Origin of the sequence: Streptococcus oralis (assembly GCF_019929365.1) — a bacterium.
Lineage (GTDB): Bacteria > Bacillota > Bacilli > Lactobacillales > Streptococcaceae > Streptococcus > Streptococcus oralis_BT.
Genome location: NZ_JAHZPH010000001.1, coordinates 84,837 through 105,361 on the forward strand (window position 1 = coordinate 84,837; position 20,525 = coordinate 105,361).

The 20,525-nt window shown below is 43.3% G+C and carries 24 protein-coding genes and 1 other annotated feature; of the genes, 23 read left to right on the plus strand and 1 reads right to left on the minus strand.

Annotated features, from left to right (window positions below; genetic code table 11):
• Positions 1–78 precede the first annotated feature (78 nt).
• The 14 genes from proB to K1I53_RS00530 all read left to right on the plus strand — a co-directional run bounded on the left by proB (position 79) and on the right by K1I53_RS00530 (position 11,806).
• Positions 79–1,188, plus strand: coding sequence for a glutamate 5-kinase (gene proB, locus K1I53_RS00465; RefSeq protein WP_223327504.1), 1,110 nt, complete (start codon positions 79–81; stop codon positions 1,186–1,188).
• Positions 1,189–1,197: 9 nt separating this feature from the next.
• Positions 1,198–2,460 (plus strand): glutamate-5-semialdehyde dehydrogenase, encoded by a 1,263-nt coding sequence (locus tag K1I53_RS00470; protein ID WP_223327505.1) that lies wholly within the window; start codon positions 1,198–1,200, stop codon positions 2,458–2,460.
• 3 nt (positions 2,461–2,463) lie between these two features.
• Positions 2,464–3,261, plus strand: coding sequence for a pyrroline-5-carboxylate reductase (gene proC, locus K1I53_RS00475; protein WP_223327506.1), 798 nt, complete (start codon positions 2,464–2,466; stop codon positions 3,259–3,261).
• 120 nt (positions 3,262–3,381) lie between these two features.
• Positions 3,382–4,020 (plus strand): dTMP kinase, encoded by a 639-nt coding sequence (tmk, locus tag K1I53_RS00480; RefSeq protein ID WP_223327507.1) that lies wholly within the window; start codon positions 3,382–3,384, stop codon positions 4,018–4,020.
• Positions 4,017–4,907, plus strand: coding sequence for a DNA polymerase III subunit delta' (locus K1I53_RS00485; protein WP_223327508.1), 891 nt, complete (start codon positions 4,017–4,019; stop codon positions 4,905–4,907). Before tmk ends, K1I53_RS00485 begins: the two co-directional genes overlap by 4 nt.
• A gap of 36 nt (positions 4,908–4,943) precedes the next feature.
• The gene (gene yabA, locus K1I53_RS00490; RefSeq protein WP_000358227.1) at positions 4,944–5,261 is read left to right on the plus strand and encodes a DNA replication initiation control protein YabA; all 318 of its coding nucleotides are present in this window, start codon (positions 4,944–4,946) and stop codon (positions 5,259–5,261) included.
• 2 nt (positions 5,262–5,263) lie between these two features.
• On the plus strand, positions 5,264–6,142 hold the full coding sequence (gene rsmI / locus K1I53_RS00495; protein ID WP_223327509.1) for a 16S rRNA (cytidine(1402)-2'-O)-methyltransferase: 879 nt from the start codon (positions 5,264–5,266) through the stop codon (positions 6,140–6,142).
• 133 nt (positions 6,143–6,275) lie between these two features.
• Positions 6,276–7,610 carry a methylenetetrahydrofolate--tRNA-(uracil(54)-C(5))-methyltransferase (FADH(2)-oxidizing) TrmFO gene (gene trmFO, locus K1I53_RS00500; RefSeq protein WP_223327510.1) on the plus strand — a complete coding sequence of 445 codons (1,335 nt, stop codon included), beginning with the start codon at positions 6,276–6,278 and terminating at the stop codon, positions 7,608–7,610.
• 83 nt (positions 7,611–7,693) lie between these two features.
• The gene (gene pyrH, locus K1I53_RS00505; RefSeq protein ID WP_000002990.1) at positions 7,694–8,431 is read left to right on the plus strand and encodes a UMP kinase; all 738 of its coding nucleotides are present in this window, start codon (positions 7,694–7,696) and stop codon (positions 8,429–8,431) included.
• A 7-nt stretch (positions 8,432–8,438) separates the two neighbouring features.
• Positions 8,439–8,996, plus strand: coding sequence for a ribosome recycling factor (gene frr, locus K1I53_RS00510; protein ID WP_001262234.1), 558 nt, complete (start codon positions 8,439–8,441; stop codon positions 8,994–8,996).
• Positions 8,997–9,055: 59 nt separating this feature from the next.
• Positions 9,056–9,910: an RNA-binding virulence regulatory protein CvfB gene (cvfB, locus tag K1I53_RS00515; RefSeq protein ID WP_223327511.1), complete on the plus strand. Its 855-nt coding sequence runs from the start codon at positions 9,056–9,058 to the stop codon at positions 9,908–9,910.
• 11 nt (positions 9,911–9,921) lie between these two features.
• A complete protein-coding gene (locus tag K1I53_RS00520; RefSeq protein ID WP_223327512.1) occupies positions 9,922–10,527 on the plus strand; it encodes a GrpB family protein in 606 nt (201 codons plus the stop codon).
• Entirely contained in the window at positions 10,524–10,739 is a 216-nt protein-coding gene (locus tag K1I53_RS00525; RefSeq protein WP_223327513.1) for a YozE family protein, read from the plus strand. The genes K1I53_RS00520 and K1I53_RS00525 overlap by 4 nt, the downstream gene beginning before the upstream one ends.
• Before the next feature lie 80 nt (positions 10,740–10,819).
• Positions 10,820–11,806, plus strand: coding sequence for a PhoH family protein (locus K1I53_RS00530; RefSeq protein WP_223327514.1), 987 nt, complete (start codon positions 10,820–10,822; stop codon positions 11,804–11,806).
• 57 nt (positions 11,807–11,863) lie between these two features.
• On the opposite strand, the gene ald is transcribed toward K1I53_RS00530, so the two are convergent.
• Positions 11,864–12,976, minus strand: coding sequence for an alanine dehydrogenase (gene ald, locus K1I53_RS00535; protein ID WP_223327515.1), 1,113 nt, complete (start codon positions 12,974–12,976; stop codon positions 11,864–11,866).
• 176 nt (positions 12,977–13,152) lie between these two features.
• Between ald and K1I53_RS00540 the strand changes: the two genes are divergently transcribed.
• The 9 genes from K1I53_RS00540 to K1I53_RS00580 all read left to right on the plus strand — a co-directional run bounded on the left by K1I53_RS00540 (position 13,153) and on the right by K1I53_RS00580 (position 20,491).
• A complete protein-coding gene (locus K1I53_RS00540; protein WP_223327516.1) occupies positions 13,153–13,722 on the plus strand; it encodes a GNAT family N-acetyltransferase in 570 nt (189 codons plus the stop codon).
• Between the two features lie 66 nt (positions 13,723–13,788).
• Positions 13,789–14,439, plus strand: coding sequence for a helix-hairpin-helix domain-containing protein (locus K1I53_RS00545; protein ID WP_223327517.1), 651 nt, complete (start codon positions 13,789–13,791; stop codon positions 14,437–14,439).
• On the plus strand, positions 14,423–16,663 hold the full coding sequence (locus K1I53_RS00550) for a DNA internalization-related competence protein ComEC/Rec2 (RefSeq protein WP_223327518.1): 2,241 nt from the start codon (positions 14,423–14,425) through the stop codon (positions 16,661–16,663). Before K1I53_RS00545 ends, K1I53_RS00550 begins: the two co-directional genes overlap by 17 nt.
• Positions 16,664–16,735: 72 nt before the next feature.
• Positions 16,736–16,867: a sequence feature (ribosomal protein L20 leader region), on the plus strand.
• Between the two features lie 15 nt (positions 16,868–16,882).
• Positions 16,883–17,413, plus strand: a complete 531-nt coding sequence (infC, locus tag K1I53_RS00555; RefSeq protein ID WP_000848184.1) for a translation initiation factor IF-3 — start codon at positions 16,883–16,885, stop codon at positions 17,411–17,413.
• A 32-nt stretch (positions 17,414–17,445) separates the two neighbouring features.
• Positions 17,446–17,646, plus strand: a complete 201-nt coding sequence (gene rpmI, locus K1I53_RS00560; RefSeq protein ID WP_001125942.1) for a 50S ribosomal protein L35 — start codon at positions 17,446–17,448, stop codon at positions 17,644–17,646.
• 51 nt (positions 17,647–17,697) lie between these two features.
• Positions 17,698–18,057 (plus strand): 50S ribosomal protein L20, encoded by a 360-nt coding sequence (rplT, locus tag K1I53_RS00565; RefSeq protein ID WP_000124830.1) that lies wholly within the window; start codon positions 17,698–17,700, stop codon positions 18,055–18,057.
• 58 nt (positions 18,058–18,115) lie between these two features.
• Positions 18,116–18,496 carry a lactoylglutathione lyase gene (gene gloA / locus K1I53_RS00570; RefSeq protein ID WP_061416641.1) on the plus strand — a complete coding sequence of 127 codons (381 nt, stop codon included), beginning with the start codon at positions 18,116–18,118 and terminating at the stop codon, positions 18,494–18,496.
• A 245-nt stretch (positions 18,497–18,741) separates the two neighbouring features.
• The gene (locus tag K1I53_RS00575) at positions 18,742–19,542 is read left to right on the plus strand and encodes a dihydroorotate dehydrogenase electron transfer subunit (protein ID WP_223327519.1); all 801 of its coding nucleotides are present in this window, start codon (positions 18,742–18,744) and stop codon (positions 19,540–19,542) included.
• Positions 19,505–20,491 (plus strand): dihydroorotate dehydrogenase, encoded by a 987-nt coding sequence (locus K1I53_RS00580; RefSeq protein WP_223327520.1) that lies wholly within the window; start codon positions 19,505–19,507, stop codon positions 20,489–20,491. Before K1I53_RS00575 ends, K1I53_RS00580 begins: the two co-directional genes overlap by 38 nt.
• The last annotated feature ends 34 nt before the right edge of the window (positions 20,492–20,525 follow it).

Here is a 20,525-nt window from a genome sequence, read left to right on the forward strand (position 1 = left end):
ACCTTTTTCATTTCAAGTCTTTTCTATTTTAAAGTATTCATGTTATAATGGATAAATATGAAGAATCGGAGTGAGAATATGAAGTACAAACGAATCGTCTTTAAGGTAGGGACCTCCTCCTTGACAAATGAAGACGGGAGTTTATCAAGAAGTAAAGTAAAGGCAATTACCCAGCAATTAGCTATGTTGCATGAAGCTGGACATGAGTTGATTTTGGTTTCATCTGGGGCAGTAGCGGCTGGATTTGGTGTTTTGGGCTTTAAAAAACGTCCGACCAAGATTGCAGATAAACAAGCTTCAGCTGCGGTAGGACAGGGTTTGCTCCTAGAAGAATACACAACCAACCTCCTCATGCGCCAGATCGTCTCTGCGCAAATCTTGCTGACACAGGATGATTTTGTAGATAAACGTCGCTATAAGAACGCACATCAGGCCTTGTCTGTATTGCTTCATCGTGGAGCGATTCCTATCATCAATGAAAATGATAGTGTCGTCATTGACGAACTCAAGGTGGGTGATAACGATACTCTGAGTGCCCAGGTAGCGGCGATGGTTCAAGCAGACCTTTTAGTTCTCTTGACGGATGTGGACGGTCTCTATACTGGAAATCCCAACTCAGATCCAACAGCTAAACGTCTTGAGAAAATCGAGACTATCAATCGTGAGATTATTGATATGGCTGGTGGAGCAGGTTCGTCAAACGGTACTGGGGGTATGCTGACAAAAATCAAAGCTGCAACTGTTGCGACGGAGTCAGGTGTACCAGTCTATATTTGCTCCTCCTTGAAATCAGATGCCCTGATTGAGGCAGCGGAAGAGACCAGGGATGGTTCCTTCTTTGTTGCGCAAGAGAAGGGACTTCGTACCCAGAAACAATGGCTGGCCTTCTATGCTCAAAGTCAGGGAACGATTTGGGTAGATGGTGGAGCTGCAGAGGCACTTTCAAAAAACGGGAAAAGTCTCCTTTTATCGGGTGTGGTAGAAGTGGAAGGAAACTTCTCTTACCACGATATTGTCACAGTAGCAGATAAAGAAACGGGTCAATCTCTTGGAAAGGGACGTGTCCAATTTGGTGTCTCAGCCCTAGAAGACATGCTTCGTTCCCAAAAAGCTAAGGGAGTCTTGATTCACCGTGATGACTGGATTTCCATCACTCCTGAAATCCAGCTGCTCTTTACAGAATTTTAGAGGTGAACGATGGTAAGTACACAAGAACAATTTGAACAGGTACAGGCTGTTAAGAAATCAATTAATACTGCTAGTGAAGCAGTGAAAAACCAAGCCTTGCTAGCCATGGCTGATCACTTGTTGGCAGCTACTGAGGGGATTCTAGAGGCCAATGCCCTTGATATGGCAGCGGTCAAGGGGAAAATCTCAGATGTTATGCTAGATCGTCTTTATTTGGATGAAGGACGTATAGAAGCGATGGCAAGAGGGATTCGTGAAGTGGTTGCTTTACCAGATCCTATTGGTGAAGTCCTAGAAACAAGTCAGCTTGAAAATGGCTTGGTTATTACCAAGAAACGTGTGGCCATGGGGGTTATTGGTATTATATACGAAAGCCGTCCAAATGTGACGTCGGATGCGGCTGCTTTGGCTCTCAAGAGTGGTAATGCAGTCGTTCTTCGTAGTGGCAAGGATGCCTATCAAACTGCCCATGCTATTGTCACAGCCTTGAAGAAGGGCTTGGAGACGACTACCATTCATCCAGAGGTGATTCAACTGGTGGAAGATACCAGTCGTGAAAGTAGCTATGCCATGATGAAGGCCAAGGGCTATCTAGATCTTCTCATTCCTCGTGGAGGTGCTGGCTTGATCAATGCCGTGGTTGAAAATGCTATCGTGCCTGTTATCGAGACGGGAACTGGGATTGTCCATGTCTATGTAGATAAGGATGCAGACGAAGACAAGGCTCTATCGATCATCAACAATGCTAAAACCAGTCGTCCTTCTGTCTGCAATGCCATGGAGGTTTTGCTGGTTCATGAAGACAAGGCAGCAAGCTTCCTTCCTCGTTTGGAGCAAGTGCTGGTTGCAGATCGAAAAGAAGCTGGACTAGAACCAATTCAATTCCGCTTGGATGAGAAAGCAAGTCAGTTTGTTTCAGGTCGAGCAGCTGAGGCACAAGACTTTGACACCGAGTTTTTAGACTATATCCTAGCGGTTAAGGTTGTGAGCAGTTTAGAAGAAGCGGTTGCGCATATTGAAACCCACAGTACCCATCATTCGGATGCCATTGTAACGGAAAATGCTGAAGCTGCAGCTTACTTTACAGATCAAGTGGACTCAGCAGCGGTTTATGTCAATGCCTCGACGCGTTTCACTGATGGAGGTCAGTTTGGACTTGGATGTGAAATGGGGATTTCTACACAGAAACTGCATGCGCGTGGGCCTATGGGCTTGAAAGAGTTGACCAGCTACAAGTATGTGGTTACTGGTGACGGACAGATAAGGGAGTAAGAGATGAAGATTGGATTTATCGGTTTGGGGAATATGGGTTCTAGCTTGGGCAAGGCTGTCTTGCAGGCCAAGACGGGTGCTCAGATTCTCCTTGCCAATCGTAGTCAAGCAAAAGTAGATGCTTTCATCACTAATTTCGGCGGTCAGGCTTCCAGCAATGAAGAAATTTTTGCAGAAGCTAATGTGATTTTTCTAGGAATAAAGCCTGCTCAGTTTTCTGAACTGCTTTCTCAATACCAGACTATCCTTGAAAAACGAGAGAGTCTTCTTTTGATTTCTATGGCGGCTGGATTGACCTTGGAAAAACTAGCGAGTCTTCTTCCAAGCCACCACCGAATCATTCGCATCATGCCCAATACTCCAGTGGTTATCGGCCAAGGAGTGATTAGTTATGCCATGTCAGCAAACTGTCGTGCTGAGGACAGGGAGCTCTTTTGTCAGTTATTAGCCAAGGCTGGTCTCTTGGTTGAGTTTGGAGATGGCTTAATCGATGCGGCGACAGGTCTTGCAGGTTGTGGGCCGGCCTTTGTCTACCTCTTTATCGAGGCTTTGGCAGATGCAGGTGTGCAGACAGGATTGCCCCGAGAAAGGGCCTTGAAAATGGCAGCCCAAACAGTAGTCGGCGCTGGGCAAATGGTTCTTGAAAGCCAGCAACATCCTGGAGTATTGAAAGACCAAGTTTGCAGCCCAGGTGGTTCGACTATCGCTGGTGTAGCAAGTCTGGAAGAACATGCCTTTAGAGGTACAGTCATGGACGCAGTTCAGCAAGCCTATAAACGAACACAAGAACTAGGTAAATAAGAGGTTGGATGACTCCCAGCCTCTTTTATGGTCGATTGAATGGAGAAGACACAAAAAGATTGTCACAAAAACCTATTTTTTTGATAGAATAGAAGGTAGAAAAAAAGAAATGAGTTAGACATGTCAAAAGGATTTTTAGTCTCGCTTGAGGGACCAGAGGGAGCAGGGAAGACCAGTGTTTTAGAGGCTTTGCTCCCAATTTTAGAGGAAAAAGGAGTAGAGGTGCTGACGACCCGTGAGCCAGGTGGAGTCTTGATTGGAGAGAAGATTCGGGAAGTGATTTTGGACCCAAGTCATACTCAGATAGATGCTAAGACTGAACTCCTTCTCTATATTGCCAGTCGTAGACAGCATTTGGTGGAAAAAGTTCTTCCAGCCCTTGAAGCCGGCAAGCTGGTCATTATGGACCGCTTCATCGATAGTTCTGTTGCCTATCAGGGATTTGGTCGTGGTTTGGACATTGAAGCCATTGACTGGCTCAATCACTTTGCGACAGATGGCCTTAAACCTGATTTGACCCTCTATTTTGATATTGAGGTGGAAGAGGGACTGGCTCGCATTGCTGCTAATAGTGATCGCGAGGTCAATCGCTTGGACTTGGAAGGGTTAGACTTGCACAGAAAAGTTCGTCAAGGCTATCTTTCTCTTCTGGACAAAGAAGGAAATCGCATTGTCAAGATTGATGCGAGTCTTCCTTTGGAGCAAGTTGTGGAAACAACCAAGGCTGTCTTGTTTGACAGAATGGGCTTGGCTAAATGAAACAAGATCAACTAAAAGCTTGGCAGCCAGACCAGTTTGACCGCTTTGTCTGTATCCTAGAACAAAACCAGCTCAATCACGCCTATCTCTTTTCAGGTTTCTTTGGAAGCTTGGAAATGGCGCAGTTTTTGGCTAAGAGTCTCTTTTGTACGGATAAAGTAGGCGTTTTGCCGTGTGAGAAATGCCGAAACTGCAAGCTGATTGAACAGGAAGAATTTCCCGATGTTACCTTGATTAAGCCGGTCAATCAGGTCATAAAGACAGAACGTATTCGGGAATTGGTGGGTCAGTTTTCCCAAGCAGGGATTGAAAGTCAGCAACAGGTTTTTATTATCGAGGAAGCTGAGAAAATGCATCCCAACGCAGCCAATTCTCTGCTCAAGGTCATCGAAGAACCTCAGAGTGAAGTTTATATTTTCTTCTTGACCAGCGATGAGGAAAAGATGTTGCCAACTATCCGGAGTCGGACACAGATTTTCCACTTTAAAAAACAAGAAGAAAAACTCATCTTGCTCTTAGAACAAATGGGACTAGTCAAGAAAAAAGCGACTCTTTTAGCCCAGTTTAGTCAATCGCGTGCTGAAGCAGAAAAACTGGCTAATCAGGCAAGTTTTTGGATCTTGGTCGATGAAAGTGAACGCCTACTGACCTGGTTATTAGCTAAGAAAAAAGAAAGTTATCTTCAGGTTGCTAAATTAGCCAGCTTGGCAGATGACAAGGAAAAACAGGATCAGGTCTTGAGAATCCTCGAAGTGCTCTGTGGACAGGACCTCTTGCAAGCAAGGATTCGACAGATTTTACAAGATTTGCTAGAAGCCAGAAAAATGTGGCAGGCCAATGTTAGCTTTCAAAATGCCATGGAATATCTGGTCTTGAAAGAAATATAAACTCAATGAAGGATAAAGAAAGGAAAGGGCTGGTTTATGGATAAGAAAGAATTATTTGATGCGCTGGACGATTTTTCCCAACAGTTATTGGTGACCTTGGCCGATGTGGAAGCCATTAAGAAAAATCTCAAGAGCTTGGTAGAGGAAAATACAGCTCTTCGTTTGGAAAATAGTAAGTTGCGCGAACGCTTAGGTGAGGTGGAAGCAGATGCTCCCGTCAAGGCTAAGCATGTTCGTGAAAGCGTCCGTCGAATCTATAAGGACGGTTTTCATGTATGTAATGATTTTTATGGACAACGCCGAGAGCAGGACGAGGAATGTATGTTCTGTGACGAGTTGTTGTACAGGGAGTAGGCATGCAGATTCAAAAAAGTTTTAAGGGGCAAACTCCCTATGGCAAGCTTTACTTAGTAGCAACGCCGATTGGCAATTTAGATGACATGACCTTTCGTGCCATCCAGACCTTGAAAGAGGTGGACTGGATTGCTGCGGAGGACACGCGCAATACTGGTCTTTTGCTCAAGCATTTTGACATTATCACCAAGCAGATCAGTTTTCACGAGCACAATGCCAAGGAAAAGATTCCTGATTTGATTGAGTTTTTGAAAGCAGGACAAAGTATTGCTCAGGTTTCTGACGCGGGTCTGCCTAGTATCTCGGACCCTGGGCATGATTTGGTCAAGGTTGCTATTGAGGAAGAGATTGCAGTTGTCACAGTTCCGGGTGCCTCTGCAGGGATTTCTGCCCTGATTGCCAGTGGCCTAGCACCGCAACCACATATCTTTTACGGTTTCTTACCGAGAAAATCAGGCCAGCAAAAGCAATTTTTCGACTTGAAAAAAGATTATCCAGAAACTCAGATTTTCTATGAATCGCCCCACCGTGTAGCGGATACGTTAGAAAATATGCTAGAAGTCTACGGCGACCGCTCTGTGGTTTTGGTCAGGGAATTGACCAAAATCTATGAAGAATACCAACGAGGAAAGATTTCAGAGCTACTAGAAAGTATTGCTGAAACGCCACTCAAGGGTGAATGCCTTCTCATCGTTGAAGGTGCCAGTCAGGATGTGGAGGAAAAGGACGAGGAGGACTTGTTTTCAGAAATCCAATCTCGTATCCAAGAAGGCATGAAGAAAAATCAAGCTATCAAGGAAGTAGCGAAGATTTACCAGTGGAATAAAAGCCAGCTTTACGCTGCCTACCACGAATGGGAAGAAAATCAAGAAAGTGATTAAACAGGGAAGTTTGCCTTCTTCCCTTTTTTTGTTATACTAGTAGAAGAAAAATTAGAAAGATTTGTGGGTGTCAAACAGTCTAGTAGCTTGTTTTGATATGAACTTAGTTTCCACCCAAAGAGGTATTAGTGTCGTGTCTCAATCTTATATCAATGTTATCGGAGCAGGTTTGGCTGGTTCTGAAGCAGCCTACCAAATCGCAGAGCGTGGTATTCCAGTTAAACTCTATGAAATGCGAGGCATCAAGTCAACGCCCCAGCACAAAACAGACAATTTTGCTGAGTTGGTTTGTTCCAATTCCTTGCGCGGGGATGCTTTGACAAATGCCGTTGGACTTCTCAAGGAAGAAATGCGCCGCTTGGGTTCTGTTATCTTGGAATCTGCTGAGGCTACACGTGTTCCAGCTGGTGGTGCCCTTGCCGTGGACCGCGATGGTTTCTCCCAAATGGTGACCGAAAAAGTAGCCAATCACCCCTTGATCGAGGTGGTTCGTGATGAAATTACAGAATTGCCAACGGATGTTATTACAGTTGTAGCGACTGGTCCTTTGACCAGTGATGCCCTAGCTGAAAAGATTCATGCTCTTAATGGCGGTGACGGTTTTTATTTCTACGACGCGGCAGCGCCGATTATCGATGTCAATACCATTGATATGAGCAAGGTCTATCTTAAGTCTCGTTATGATAAGGGAGAAGCTGCCTACCTCAACGCTCCTATGACCAAGCAAGAGTTTATGGATTTCCATGAAGCCTTGGTCAATGCGGAAGAAGCACCGCTCAATTCGTTTGAAAAAGAAAAGTACTTTGAAGGTTGTATGCCTATTGAAGTCATGGCCAAACGTGGCATTAAAACCATGCTTTATGGTCCTATGAAACCAGTCGGTCTGGAGTATCCAGACGACTACGCTGGCCCTCGTGACGGGGAGTTCAAAACACCGTATGCGGTTGTCCAACTTCGTCAGGATAATGCGGCTGGTAGTCTCTACAATATCGTCGGTTTCCAAACCCACCTCAAATGGGGAGAACAAAAGCGTGTCTTCCAAATGATTCCTGGTCTTGAAAATGCTGAGTTTGTTCGTTATGGGGTTATGCACCGCAATTCTTACATGGATTCACCAAATCTTCTTGAGCAGACTTACCGTTCTAAGAAACAGCCTAACCTCTTCTTTGCTGGTCAGATGACGGGTGTGGAAGGCTATGTTGAGTCAGCAGCCTCAGGCTTGGTTGCAGGTATTAACGCAGCTCGCCTCTTCAAGGGTGAAAGTGAAGCTATCTTCCCAGAGACCACAGCGATCGGAAGTCTAGCTCATTACATCACTCACGCTGATAGCAAACATTTCCAACCCATGAATGTCAATTTCGGTATTATCAAGGAGTTAGAAGGCGAGCGTATCCGTGATAAGAAGGCTCGTTATGAAAAAATTGCAGAGCGTGCCCTTACCGACTTAGAGGAATTTTTAACCGTCTAATTTTTTTGAAAGAATTGCTCATGGTACTATAAAAATCTTAGAAATTGTGATAAAATAGGTAGGATAAAAAAAGGAGAGTAAAAATGGCTAACCCCAAGTATAAACGTATTTTAATCAAGTTATCAGGTGAGGCTCTTGCAGGTGAACGTGGCGTAGGTATTGATATCCAAACAGTTCAAAAAATTGCAAAAGAGATTCAAGAAGTTCATAGTCTAGGGATCGAAATTGCCCTTGTTATTGGTGGAGGAAATCTCTGGCGTGGAGAACCTGCAGCAGAAGCAGGAATGGACCGCGTTCAGGCAGATTATACAGGAATGCTTGGGACTGTTATGAATGCACTTGTAATGGCAGATTCATTGCAGCAAGTTGGTGTCGATACGCGTGTTCAAACAGCTATTTCTATGCAACAAGTGGCAGAGCCTTACGTACGTGGACGTGCCCTTCGTCATCTTGAAAAAGGCCGTATCGTTATCTTTGGTGCCGGAATTGGTTCACCTTACTTCTCAACAGATACAACAGCGGCTCTTCGTGCAGCTGAAATCGAAGCAGATGCCATCCTTATGGCTAAAAATGGCGTAGACGGTGTTTACAATGCCGATCCTAAGAAAGACAAGACAGCTGTTAAGTTTGAGGAATTGACCCACCGTGACGTTATCAACAAAGGTCTTCGTATCATGGACTCAACTGCTTCAACCCTCTCTATGGACAACGACATTGACTTGGTTGTCTTCAATATGAACCAACCAGGCAACATCAAACGTGTCGTATTTGGTGAAAATATCGGAACAACAGTTTCAAACAATATCGAAGAAAAGGAATAAGAAAATTATGGCTAATGCAATTGTAGAAAAAGCAAAAGAGAGAATGACCCAGTCTCACCAATCACTTGCTCGTGAATTTGGTGGTATCCGCGCCGGTCGTGCCAACGCAAGCTTACTAGACCGTATCCACGTAGAATACTATGGAGTCGAAACTCCTCTTAACCAAATCGCTTCAATTACCATTCCAGAAGCGCGTGTCTTGTTGGTAACACCATTTGACAAGTCTTCATTGAAAGACATCGAGCGCGCCTTGAATGCTTCTGATCTTGGTATCACACCAGCTAACGATGGTTCTGTGATTCGCTTGGTTATTCCTGCTCTTACAGAAGAAACTCGTCGTGACCTTGCCAAAGAAGTGAAGAAGGTCGGTGAAAATGCTAAAGTAGCTATCCGTAACATCCGTCGCGACGCTATGGACGAAGCTAAAAAACAAGAAAAAGCAAAAGAAATCACTGAAGACGAATTGAAGACTCTTGAAAAAGATATTCAAAAAGTAACAGACGATGCTGTTAAACACATCGACGATATGACTGCCAACAAAGAAAAAGAACTTTTGGAAGTCTAAAAATAAACAGAAAAACTCAGTTGGCATTGCTGGCTGAGTTTTATTCGAAAGAAGGAAATATGAATAAAAAGCTTGCAAGTTTTATCGTTGGACTCATCATCGATGAAAATGACCGTTTTTACTTTGTGCAAAAGGATGGTCAAACCTATGCGCTTGCCAAGGAAGAAGGTCAACACACAGTAGGGGATACGGTCAAAGGTTTTGCCTATACAGATATGAAGCAAAAACTCCGCTTGACTACTTTAGAAGTGACTGCCACTCAGGACCAATTTGGCTGGGGAACTGTAACGGAAGTTCGTAAGGACTTGGGTGTCTTTGTGGATACCGGTCTACCTGATAAGGAGATCGTAGTGTCGCTAGATATTCTTCCAGAGCTTAAAGAACTATGGCCTAAGAAAGGTGACCAACTCTACATCCGTCTTGAAGTGGACAAGAAAGACCGCATCTGGGGACTCTTGGCTTATCAGGAAGACTTCCAACGTCTGGCTCGTCCTGCCTACAACAACATGCAAAACCAAAACTGGCCAGCCATTGTTTACCGCCTCAAGCTGTCAGGGACCTTTGTCTATCTCCCAGAGAATAACATGCTTGGTTTCATTCACCCAAGTGAACGTTACGCAGAGCCACGTTTGGGACAAGTATTAGAAGCGCGTGTCATTGGTTTCCGAGAGGTTGACCGCACTCTGAACCTCTCCCTTAAACCACGTTCTTTTGAAATGTTGGAGAATGATGCCCAGATGATTTTGACCTACTTGGAAAGCAATGGAGGTTTCATGACCTTAAATGATAAGTCATCTCCTGAGGACATCAATGCAACCTTTGGTATCTCTAAAGGTCAGTTCAAGAAAGCACTCGGTGGCTTGATGAAGGCTGGCAAAATTAAGCAGGACCAGTTTGGGACAGAGTTGATTTAGGCCTTATAGAAATGATAAAGAAACTTGAAGAAATGAGTTTAGAGGAACTCTGGCAACTTTTTCCTATTTTTCTAGTAGAGCACAAGTCAGAGTGGAAAGACTGGTATGAATCGGAAAAAGCAAATCTGAAAAAAATATTGGGTGCAAATGTTATTAAAAGAATAGAACATATCGGTAGCACTGCTATTCCTAATATTTGGGCCAAGAACATCGTTGATATTCTATTAGAAGTAGGCAAAATAGAGGATTTAGCAAGAGTTAGGGATTTATTGGTGAAGAATGGTTGGCTAGTGATGTCGGAGAGTCCTAACAGGATTTCGCTAAATAAAGGCTATACAGAGCAGGGCTTTGCCGAAAAAGTTTTTCATCTACATTTGCGACTGATGGGAGATCATGACGAGATTTATTTTAGAGATTATCTCTGTCAGCATCCAGATATCGCCCAAGCGTATCAGGAATTAAAACTGGATTTGTGGAAAAAATTTGAACACAATCGTGATGCTTACACAGCTGCTAAAACATATTTTATAAACCACTATGTGTCAAAGGCTAAGTCCAGTAATTTTCAAGAATCAGAAAAGTTTCATCAAAAAAGTCTTGATAGGAGAAAGAATTGAGAAAATCATTTTACACTTGGCTCATGACTGAGCGCAATCCTAAAAGTAATAGCCCTAAAGCCATTTTGGCAGCTCTCGCTTTTGAGGAGTCGACTTTTCCAAAACACACGGATGATTTTGATGAGGTGAGTCGCTTTTTGGAGGAACATGCTAGCTTCTCTTTCAACCTAGGAGACTTTGACGCCATCTGGCAAGAATACTTAGAACACTAGAGACAATGAGATGAGGCTAGTATTTTATTGTTCTCTTTGCTATAATAAAAAGAAATAAATGGATTAGAGAGGTTCTTTATTTGCAGGAACATTCAATAGACATTCAACTGAGTCATCCAGATGACCTGTTTCATCTTTTTGGTTCTAATGAACGCCATCTTCGTTTGATGGAAGAAGAGCTCAATGTGGTGATTCATGCTCGTACGGAGATTGTGCAGGTTTTGGGAGAAGAAACTGCATGTGAGGAAGCCCGTCAGGTTATCCAAGCCTTGATGGTTTTGGTGAATCGTGGAATGACCGTTGGCACGCCAGATGTGGTGACGGCTATTAGCATGGTCAAAAACGATGAAATAGACAAGTTTGTCGCCCTTTACGAAGAAGAAATCATCAAGGACAATACAGGGAAACCTATCCGTGTCAAAACTTTGGGTCAAAAACTTTATGTGGACAGTGTCAAACAGCATGATGTGACCTTTGGAATCGGACCTGCAGGGACTGGGAAGACCTTTCTTGCAGTGACCTTAGCAGTGACAGCCCTTAAACGCGGGCAGGTCAAGCGAATTATCCTAACTCGTCCAGCCGTTGAAGCAGGAGAGAGTCTTGGATTTCTTCCGGGTGATCTCAAGGAAAAGGTGGACCCTTACCTTCGACCTGTTTACGATGCCTTGTATCAGATTTTAGGAAAAGACCAGACCACCCGTCTCATGGAGCGTGAAATCATTGAGATTGCGCCCCTTGCCTATATGCGTGGACGGACCTTGGATGATGCCTTTGTCATTCTCGATGAGGCGCAAAATACGACCATCATGCAGATGAAGATGTTTCTGACGCGTTTAGGCTTTAATTCTAAGATGATTGTCAATGGAGATATCAGCCAAATTGACCTACCACGTAACGTCAAGTCAGGTTTGATTGATGCTCAAGAAAAGCTCAAGAACATTCATCAAATTGACTTTGTTCATTTTTCAGCTAAGGATGTGGTTCGCCATCCAGTTGTCGCTCAAATTATCCGAGCCTATGAACCAGCTCCAGTTAAAAATGAAGAGAAGAACGAAGAAACAGAATAGCAAAAAAAGCAGTTCAGATGTGAACTGCTCTTTTTGCTTTTTTATGAGTGTCTAGCTTTAAACAAGTTCGTCGATAGACGTGTGATCTTTATCGAGGCCTTGGGCAACTGGGAGGCTAGTCAAGTAACCTTGATAAGTTGTAACTCCTTCACGTAAGCCTTGATCTTCAGTGATTGCCTTCTTAAAACCTTTTCCTGCTAATGCTTCGATGTAAGGAAGGGTGACATTGGTCAGGGCGATGGTAGAAGTACGAGCTACGGCACCAGGGATGTTGGCGACAGCATAGTGGAGCACTCCATGTTTTTCATAGACGGGTTCATCATGCGTTGTCACACGATCTGCTGTTGCGATAACACCACCTTGGTCAACGGCAACGTCAACGATGACAGATCCTGGACGCATTTGTTTGACCATCTCATCTGTCACCAATTTCGGTGCCTTGGCACCAGGGATTAGAACTGCTCCAATAACCACATCAGCATCTCTCACACTTGCTTCAATGTTGAATGAATTAGACATAAGAGTTTGGATTTGGTTTCCGAAGACTTCCTCTAAGACTGAGAGTCGTTTGGCACTGATATCTAAAATAGTCACTTGGGCACCAAGTCCAAGGGCGATGCGGGCAGCATGTGTCCCGACGACCCCACCACCGATGATGGTTACTTTTCCTTTTGGAACACCCGGCACACCACCTAGTAGGACACCAGAACCACCAGCTTGCTTAGTAAGGAAGTGAGCTCCGATTTGAACAGCCATACGACCTGCAACCTCACTCATAGGAACAAGGAGCGGTAGTTGTCCTTGATTATCACGAACAGTTTCATAGGCAATTCCTGTTGTTTTGGCTGCTAGCATGGCATCTGCTAATTCTGGCGCAGCGGCCATGTGCAAGTAGGTGAAGAGGAGAAGATCGTCGCGCAAATAACCGTATTCAGAAGCTAGTGGTTCTTTTACTTTCACGACTAATTCGGCAGCCCAGGCTTCAGCAGCAGTAGCGACAATTTCAGCTCCTTGCTTTTGATAATCAGCATCAGTAAAGCCAGAACCGAGACCAGCATTTGTTTCAATAAGGACGCGATGACCACGACCAACTAAGCTATGGACACCAGCAGGTGTGAGGGCAACACGGTTTTCATTATTCTTAATTTCTTTTGGAATTCCGATTAACATAGAGATAACCTACCTTTCAATTGATGGGATTGTTTTAGTTGTCACATTCCGTTTCATAAATCAAAAATGTGATGGTTTTATTGTATATGAAACCGCTTCAAAAATCAAGAAAAACTTGTTATCAAAATGTATTTGTGCTAGACTAGTGAGAATCAAGCTTTAATGGAGGAAAAAGTATGGAATCAATATTTGTGAAATTTTCCCAGTATCCGTCTATAGAAACGGAGCGTTTGTTGCTCCGACCTGTAACCATGGACGATGCAGAAGCTATGTTTGACTATGCCTCAGACAGAGAAAATACGCGCTACACTTTTCCAACCAATCAAAGCTTGGAGGAAACTAAGAACAATATTGCGCAGTTCTACTTGGCCAATCCCTTGGGACGGTGGGGGATCGAACTAAAAAGTAATGGTCAGTTTATCGGTACCATTGACCTGCACAAGATTGATACTGTCCTTAAGAAGGGCGCTATCGGCTATATTATCAATAAAGACTATTGGAATCAAGGATTGATGACGGAAGCCAATCGAGCCGTGATTGAGCTAGCTTTTGAGAAGATCGGAATGAATAAGTTGATCGCTCTTCACGATAAGGAAAATCCTGCATCTGGCAAGGTCATGCAGAAATCAGGCATGCTCTTTTCCCATGAAGAACCATATGCTTGTATGGATCAACATGAAAAAGGTCGAATCGTCACAAGAGTTCATTATGTCTTGACTAAGGAAGACTATTTTGCAAATAAATAAGCAGTTGAAAAGAAATTTTCGACTGTTTTTTCTTCCTCTTACGAATAACTTAAGAGAGGAGAAAATATGGAAGCAATTATCGAGAAAATAAAAGAGTATAAAATCATTGTCATCTGTGCTTGTTTGGGTTTGGCCCTGGGCGGATTTCTCCTGCTAAAGCCATCTACACAAAAACCCGTCACAGAAACAAATTTGCAGGCTGAAGTTGCAGCTGTTTCAAAGGATTCATCGTCTGAAAAAGAAGTGAAAAAGGAGGAAAAGGATGAATCTCCTGAACAAGATCTGATCACAGTAGATGTCAAGGGTGCTGTTAAATCGCCAGGGATTTATGATTTGCCAGTAGGGAGTCGGATTCATGATGCCGTTCAGAAAGCTGGTGGCTTGACAGAGGAAGCAGATAGCAAGTCGCTCAATCTAGCTCAGAAAGTTAGTGACGAGGCTCTAGTCTACGTCCCGACTAAGGGAGAAGAAGCAGTTAGTCAACAGGCTGCCTCTGGAACGACTCCTTCGACAAGTAAAGAAAAGAAGCTCAACCTCAATAAAGCTAGTCTGGAAGAACTCAAGCAGGTCAAAGGCTTGGGAGGAAAACGAGCCCAAGATATTATCGACCATCGTGAGGCAAATGGCAAATTCAAGTCGGTAGATGAGCTCAAGAAAGTCTCTGGCATTGGCGCAAAGACCATAGAAAAGTTAAAAGACTATGTTACAGTGGACTAAGAGTTTCCCTATCCCCCTAATCTATCTGAGCTTTTTGTTGCTTTGGCTTTACTATGCCATTTTCTCAGCATCCTATCTTGCGCTTTTAGGTTTCGTTTTTCTGCTAGTTTGTCTCTTTATCCAGTTTCCTTGGAAATCGACTGGAAAAGTTCTAGCTATTTGTGGAGTTTTTGGATTTTGGTTTCTGTTTCAAACTTGGCAACAGACACAAGCGAGTCAAGACTTGGTTGGTTATGTTGAAAAGGTGAGGATTTTACCAGATACCATCAAAGTCAATGGGGATAGTCTAACCTTTCGTGGCAAGGCTGACGGCCGTACCTTCCAAGTTTACTATAAACTTCAGTCCGAAGAAGAGAAAGAGCAATTTCAAGTCTTAACAGCCCTTCATGACTTGGAACTAGAAGGGAAGCTTTCGGAGCCAGAAGGACAGAGAAATTTTGGTGGATTTAACTACCAAACCTATCTGAAAACTCAAGGGATTTACCAGACACTGACTATCAAGAGCATCCAGTCACTTAAAAAAGTTAGCAGTTGGGATATAGGAGAAAATCTGTCCAGTTTACGTCGAAAGGCTGTTGTTTGGATCAAGAAGCACTTTCCAGATCCTATGCGCAATTACATGACAGGGCTGTTGCTAGGACATCTGGATACGGACTTCGAGGAGATGAATGAGCTCTATTCTAGTCTAGGAATTATCCACCTTTTTGCCTTGTCAGGTATGCAGGTAGGATTTTTTATGGATGGGTTTAAGAAGCTCCTTTTGCGATTGGGCTTGACTCAAGAAAAGTTGAAGTGGCTGACTTATCCTTTTTCCCTTATTTATGCAGGTCTGACAGGATTTTCAGCCTCGGTCATTCGCAGTCTCTTGCAAAAGTTACTGGCCCAACATGGTGTTAAGGGCTTGGATAATTTTGCCTTAACGGTCCTTGTCCTCTTTATCATTATGCCCAACTTTTTCCTGACAGCAGGAGGAGTCTTGTCCTGCGCTTACGCCTTTATCTTGACCATGACTAGCAAAGAAGGAGAGGGGCTCAAGGCTGTTGCTAGAGAAAGTCTGGTCATTTCCTTGGGAATATTGCCTATTCTATCCTTCTATTTTGCAGAATTTCAACCTTGGTCAATTCTCTTAACCTTTGTCTTTTCCTTTCTGTTTGATGTGGTCTTCTTGCCGCTTTTGTCCATCTTATTCATTCTGTCCTTCGTTTACCCAGTCACTCAGTTTAACTTTATTTTTGAGTGGTTGGAGGACATCATTCGCTTGGTATCGCAGCTGGCAAGTAGGCCCTTGGTCTTTGGACAACCCAATGCATGGTTTTTGATTTTACTTTTAATTTTATTAGCCTTACTGTATGATTTTAGGAAAAACATCAAAAGCTTAGCAGGATTAAGTCTCTTTATTATAGGGCTCTTTTTCCTGACCAAGCATCCACTGGAAAATGAAATCACCATGCTAGATGTTGGGCAAGGGGAAAGTATTTTCCTACGGGATGTAACTGGTAAAACTATGCTTATAGATGTGGGGGGCAAGGCAGAATCTGATAAGAAAATAGAAAGATGGCAAGAAAAGGCAACGACTAGCAATGCCCAGAGAACCTTGATTCCTTATCTTAAAAGTCGCGGAGTATCCAAAATTGACCACTTAATTCTGACCAACACAGATAAAGAAAATGTTGGAGATTTGCTGGAGATGACCAAGGCTTTCCATGTCGGGGAAATTTTAGTATCAAAAGGAAATCTGACACAAAAGGAATTTGTAGCGGAACTACAAGCGACTCAAACCAAGGTGCGCAGTGTGACAGCAGGGGAGAACTTACCAATTTTTGGCAGTTACTTAGAAGTCCTATCTCCAAGGAAGATTGGAGATGGAAGTTATGATGATTCTCTCCTTCTTTATGGAAAACTTCTGGATAAGCACTTTCTCTTCAGTGGAAACTTGAAAGAGAAGGGAGAGAAGGATCTTCTAAAGCAATATCCTGACTTAGAGGTGGATGTCTTGAAAGCTGGCCAACATGGTGCTAAAACCTCATCAAATCCAGCTTTCCTAGAAAAACTCAACCCAGAGATTTCTCTCATCTCAGTTGGAAAAAACAATCGTGCGAAACTCCCCCATCAGGAAACCTTGACTCGACTAGAAACCATCAAGAGTAAGATTTACCGAACTGACCAGAACGGAGCTATTCGCTTTAAAGGATGGAATAGTTGGCGAATTGAAACGGTTCGATAAAATAGACAAACTTTTCGAAAAATTGACTTTTTATCTTGACAAGGGATAGAAAACTTGGTATCATATAAAAGTTGAGAAAAGCAGAAGTGAGAGCTTCTCGCCTTGTGACATTAAGTTGCCTGGCCCTACGGATGAAAAGTTTCTAAGAAACGCTATCATAACGTGCGGGCTTGTATTATTACGAGTCCGCTCTTGTTTTTCTCTAATAATAAAAAAGAGGTGAAAACCATAGCAAAGCAAGACTTATTCATCAATGATGAAATTCGTGTACGTGAAGTTCGCTTGATCGGTCTTGAGGGAGAACAGCTAGGCATCAAGCCACTCAGCGAAGCGCAAGCATTGGCTGATAGTGCAAATGTTGATTTAGTATTGATTCAACCCCAAGCAAAACCGCCTGTTGCTAAAATTATGGACTACGGTAAGTTCAAATTTGAGTACCAGAAAAAGCAAAAAGAACAACGTAAAAAACAAAGTGTTGTTACTGTGAAAGAAGTTCGTCTAAGTCCAACTATTGACAAGGGTGACTTTGACACAAAACTTCGCAATGCACGTAAATTCCTTGAAAAAGGAAATAAAGTTAAGGTATCTATCCGCTTTAAGGGTCGTATGATTACCCATAAAGAGATTGGTGCAAAAGTTTTAGCCGAGTTTGCTGAAGCAACACAAGATATTGCGATCATCGAACAACGAGCTAAGATGGATGGACGCCAAATGTTCATGCAGTTGGCGCCAGCAACTGACAAAAAATAATTGTCAGAAAGTTAAATAAAGGAGAAAAAATCATGCCAAAACAAAAAACACACCGCGCATCAGCTAAACGTTTCAAACGTACAGGTTCTGGTGGACTTAAACGTTTCCGTGCTTACACTTCTCACCGTTTCCACGGAAAAACTAAGAAACAACGTCGTCATCTTCGTAAAGCATCTATGGTGCATTCAGGAGATTTCAAACGTATCAAAGCAATGCTTACTCGCTTGAAATAATAGCCTAACAGTAAGTAAACAATTCTAGGAAATATTTGGAGGAAATAAAACATGGCACGTGTTAAAGGTGGCGTTGTATCACGCAAACGTCGTAAACGTATTCTTAAATTAGCAAAAGGTTACTATGGAGCTAAACACATCTTGTTCCGTACTGCAAAAGAACAAGTAATGAACTCTTACTACTATGCATACCGTGACCGTCGTCAGAAAAAACGTGACTTCCGTAAATTGTGGATCACTCGTATCAATGCGGCAGCTCGTTTGAACGGACTTTCATACTCACAATTGATGCATGGTTTGAAATTAGCTGAAATCGAAGTTAACCGTAAAATGCTTGCTGACTTGGCTGTTAACGATGCAGCAGCTTTCACAGCTCTTGCAGATGCAGCTAAAGCAAAACTTGGTAAATAATTACTTTTAAGACTGGAACAGGATTGTCCCAGTCTTTTTAGAAATAAAGGAGAAAGCTATGGCTTCAAAAATGCTACACACTTGCTTGCGAGTAGAAAACCTTGAAAAATCAATCGCATTCTATCAAGACGCTTTTGGTTTTAAAGAATTGCGTCGCAAGGATTTTCCAGATTATGCCTTCACCATTGTCTATCTAGGACTTGATGGTGATGACTACGAGTTGGAATTGACCTATAACTACGATCACGGCCCTTACGTGGTAGGAGATGGTTTTGCCCATATCGCCCTTAGTACACCTGATCTTGAGGCACTCCATCAAGAACATAGCGCCAAAGGCTATGAGGTTACAGAGCCCAAAGGCCTACCAGGAACCCCACCAAACTATTACTTTGTCAAGGATCCTGACGGTTACAAGGTCGAAGTCATTCGTGAAAAATAATCCAGTAAAGTCAAGTAGAATGTTCGTTTTCTACTTGACTTTTTTTCTTTGAAAGAGTATACTAATACAAATTTAACCTTTAAGGGGAGTCCAGAGAGACTCACAAGGTGTCAGATAAAAGGGATAGGGGCTCTCCTGTGGGGACTTTTTAAGTGTACGCATGAGCTTTGTCCTATCTTGACTGAGGCCTTGCTATAGCAAGGTCTTTTCTTTATCTGGTCGCCTTAAATTTAAGGAGGAAAATCATGAATCCCACATGTAAGAAGCGTTTAGGTGCCATTCGTTTGGAAACCATGAAGGTGGTTGCTCAGGAGGAAATTGCGCCAGCAATCTTTGAATTAGTCCTAGAAGGGGAGATGGTTGAAGCCATGCGAGCCGGCCAATTTCTTCATCTGCGTGTGCCTGATGATGCCCATCTCTTGCGCCGTCCTATTTCAATTTCGTCTATTGACAAGGCAAACAAGCAGTGTCATCTTATTTATCGGATTGAGGGGGCTGGGACAGCTATTTTTTCAACCTTAAGTCAGGGAGATACTCTTGATGTGATGGGGCCTCAGGGAAATGGTTTTGACTTGTCTGATTTAGACAATCAGAGCCAAATTCTCCTCGTTGGTGGTGGGATTGGTGTTCCACCCTTGCTTGAGGTGGCTAAGGAATTGCAGGCGCGTGGGGTGAAAGTAGTGACAGTCCTCGGTTTTGCCAACAAGGATGCTGTTATTCTCGAAACAGAATTGGCCCAATATGGTCAGGTTTTTGTAACGACAGATGATGGTTCTTATGGCATCAAGGGAAATGTGTCCGTCGTCATCAATGATTTAGAAAATCGGTTTGATGCCGTTTACTCATGTGGGGCGCCAGGAATGATGAAGTATATCAATCAAAGATTTTATGACCACCCAAGAGCCTATTTATCTCTAGAATCTCGTATGGCTTGTGGGATGGGAGCTTGCTATGCCTGTGTCCTAAAGGTGCCAGATAGTGAAACCGTCAGCCAACGTGTCTGTGAAGATGGCCCTGTTTTCCGCACAGGAACAGTTGTATTATAAGGAGAAAGTCATGACTAGAAATCGTTTACAAGTTTCTCTGCCTGGCTTGGATTTGAAAAATCCCATCATTCCAGCATCAGGCTGTTTTGGTTTTGGTCAGGAGTATGCCAAGTACTATGATTTAGACCTTTTAGGCTCCATTATGATCAAGGCAACGACACTTGAACCCCGTTTTGGTAATCCAACTCCTAGGGTGGCAGAAACACCTGCTGGTATGCTCAATGCAATCGGCTTGCAAAATCCTGGTTTAGAAGCTGTTTTAGCTGAAAAACTACCTTGGCTGGAAAGAGAATACCCAACACTTCCTATCATCGCTAATGTAGCTGGCTTCTCAAAACAAGAGTACGCTGCTGTTTCTCGAGGAATTTCCAAGGCTGCAAATGTAAAAGCTATTGAGCTCAATATCTCCTGCCCGAATGTAGATCACGGCAATCATGGACTTTTGATTGGGCAAGACCCTGATCTAGCTTATGAAGTGGTAAAAGCGGCTGTGGAAGCCTCTGATGTGCCAGTCTATGTCAAGTTAACTCCTAGTGTGACGGATGTTGTCACCATCTCCAAAGCAGCAGAAGATGCAGGAGCAAGTGGCTTAACCATGATCAATACCCTTGTCGGTATGCGATTTGACCTCAAAACTAGAAAACCAATCCTAGCCAATGGAACGGGTGGGATGTCTGGTCCTGCAGTTTTTCCAGTAGCCCTCAAACTCATCCGCCAAGTCGCCCAAACAACAGACCTTCCCATCATAGGGATGGGGGGAGTGGATTCGGCTGAAGCTGCTTTAGAAATGTATCTGGCTGGTGCCTCTGCTATTGGTGTTGGAACAGCTAACTTTACCAATCCATATGCCTGTCCTGATATCATCGAAAATCTACCAAAAGTCATGGACAAATATGGCATTAGCAGTTTGGAAGCTCTCCGTCAGGAAGTCAAAGCTAGCCTTAGATAGGCTAGACCTTTCTTATCGCCAACAAGACATAGAA

Bases quoted from the DNA above. Each gene is read 5' to 3' on its own strand.
- K1I53_RS00470 (WP_223327505.1), top strand. From the start codon at position 1,198: ATGGTAAGTACACAAGAACAATTTGAACAGGTACAGGCTGTTAAGAAA.
- frr (WP_001262234.1), top strand. From the start codon at position 8,439: ATGGCTAATGCAATTGTAGAAAAAGCAAAAGAGAGAATGACCCAGTCT.
- rpmI (WP_001125942.1), top strand. From the start codon at position 17,446: ATGCCAAAACAAAAAACACACCGCGCATCAGCTAAACGTTTCAAACGT.
- proB (WP_223327504.1), top strand. From the start codon at position 79: ATGAAGTACAAACGAATCGTCTTTAAGGTAGGGACCTCCTCCTTGACA.
- ald (WP_223327515.1), bottom strand. From the start codon at position 12,976: ATGTTAATCGGAATTCCAAAAGAAATTAAGAATAATGAAAACCGTGTT.
- tmk (WP_223327507.1), top strand. From the start codon at position 3,382: ATGTCAAAAGGATTTTTAGTCTCGCTTGAGGGACCAGAGGGAGCAGGG.
- gloA (WP_061416641.1), top strand. From the start codon at position 18,116: ATGGCTTCAAAAATGCTACACACTTGCTTGCGAGTAGAAAACCTTGAA.
- K1I53_RS00545 (WP_223327517.1), top strand. From the start codon at position 13,789: ATGGAAGCAATTATCGAGAAAATAAAAGAGTATAAAATCATTGTCATC.
- proC (WP_223327506.1), top strand. From the start codon at position 2,464: ATGAAGATTGGATTTATCGGTTTGGGGAATATGGGTTCTAGCTTGGGC.
- K1I53_RS00485 (WP_223327508.1), top strand. From the start codon at position 4,017: ATGAAACAAGATCAACTAAAAGCTTGGCAGCCAGACCAGTTTGACCGC.
- yabA (WP_000358227.1), top strand. From the start codon at position 4,944: ATGGATAAGAAAGAATTATTTGATGCGCTGGACGATTTTTCCCAACAG.
- K1I53_RS00580 (WP_223327520.1), top strand. From the start codon at position 19,505: ATGGCCCTGTTTTCCGCACAGGAACAGTTGTATTATAAGGAGAAAGTC.
- K1I53_RS00550 (WP_223327518.1), top strand. From the start codon at position 14,423: ATGTTACAGTGGACTAAGAGTTTCCCTATCCCCCTAATCTATCTGAGC.
- K1I53_RS00540 (WP_223327516.1), top strand. From the start codon at position 13,153: ATGGAATCAATATTTGTGAAATTTTCCCAGTATCCGTCTATAGAAACG.
- K1I53_RS00520 (WP_223327512.1), top strand. From the start codon at position 9,922: ATGATAAAGAAACTTGAAGAAATGAGTTTAGAGGAACTCTGGCAACTT.
- K1I53_RS00575 (WP_223327519.1), top strand. From the start codon at position 18,742: ATGAATCCCACATGTAAGAAGCGTTTAGGTGCCATTCGTTTGGAAACC.
- rplT (WP_000124830.1), top strand. From the start codon at position 17,698: ATGGCACGTGTTAAAGGTGGCGTTGTATCACGCAAACGTCGTAAACGT.
- cvfB (WP_223327511.1), top strand. From the start codon at position 9,056: ATGAATAAAAAGCTTGCAAGTTTTATCGTTGGACTCATCATCGATGAA.
- pyrH (WP_000002990.1), top strand. From the start codon at position 7,694: ATGGCTAACCCCAAGTATAAACGTATTTTAATCAAGTTATCAGGTGAG.
- rsmI (WP_223327509.1), top strand. From the start codon at position 5,264: ATGCAGATTCAAAAAAGTTTTAAGGGGCAAACTCCCTATGGCAAGCTT.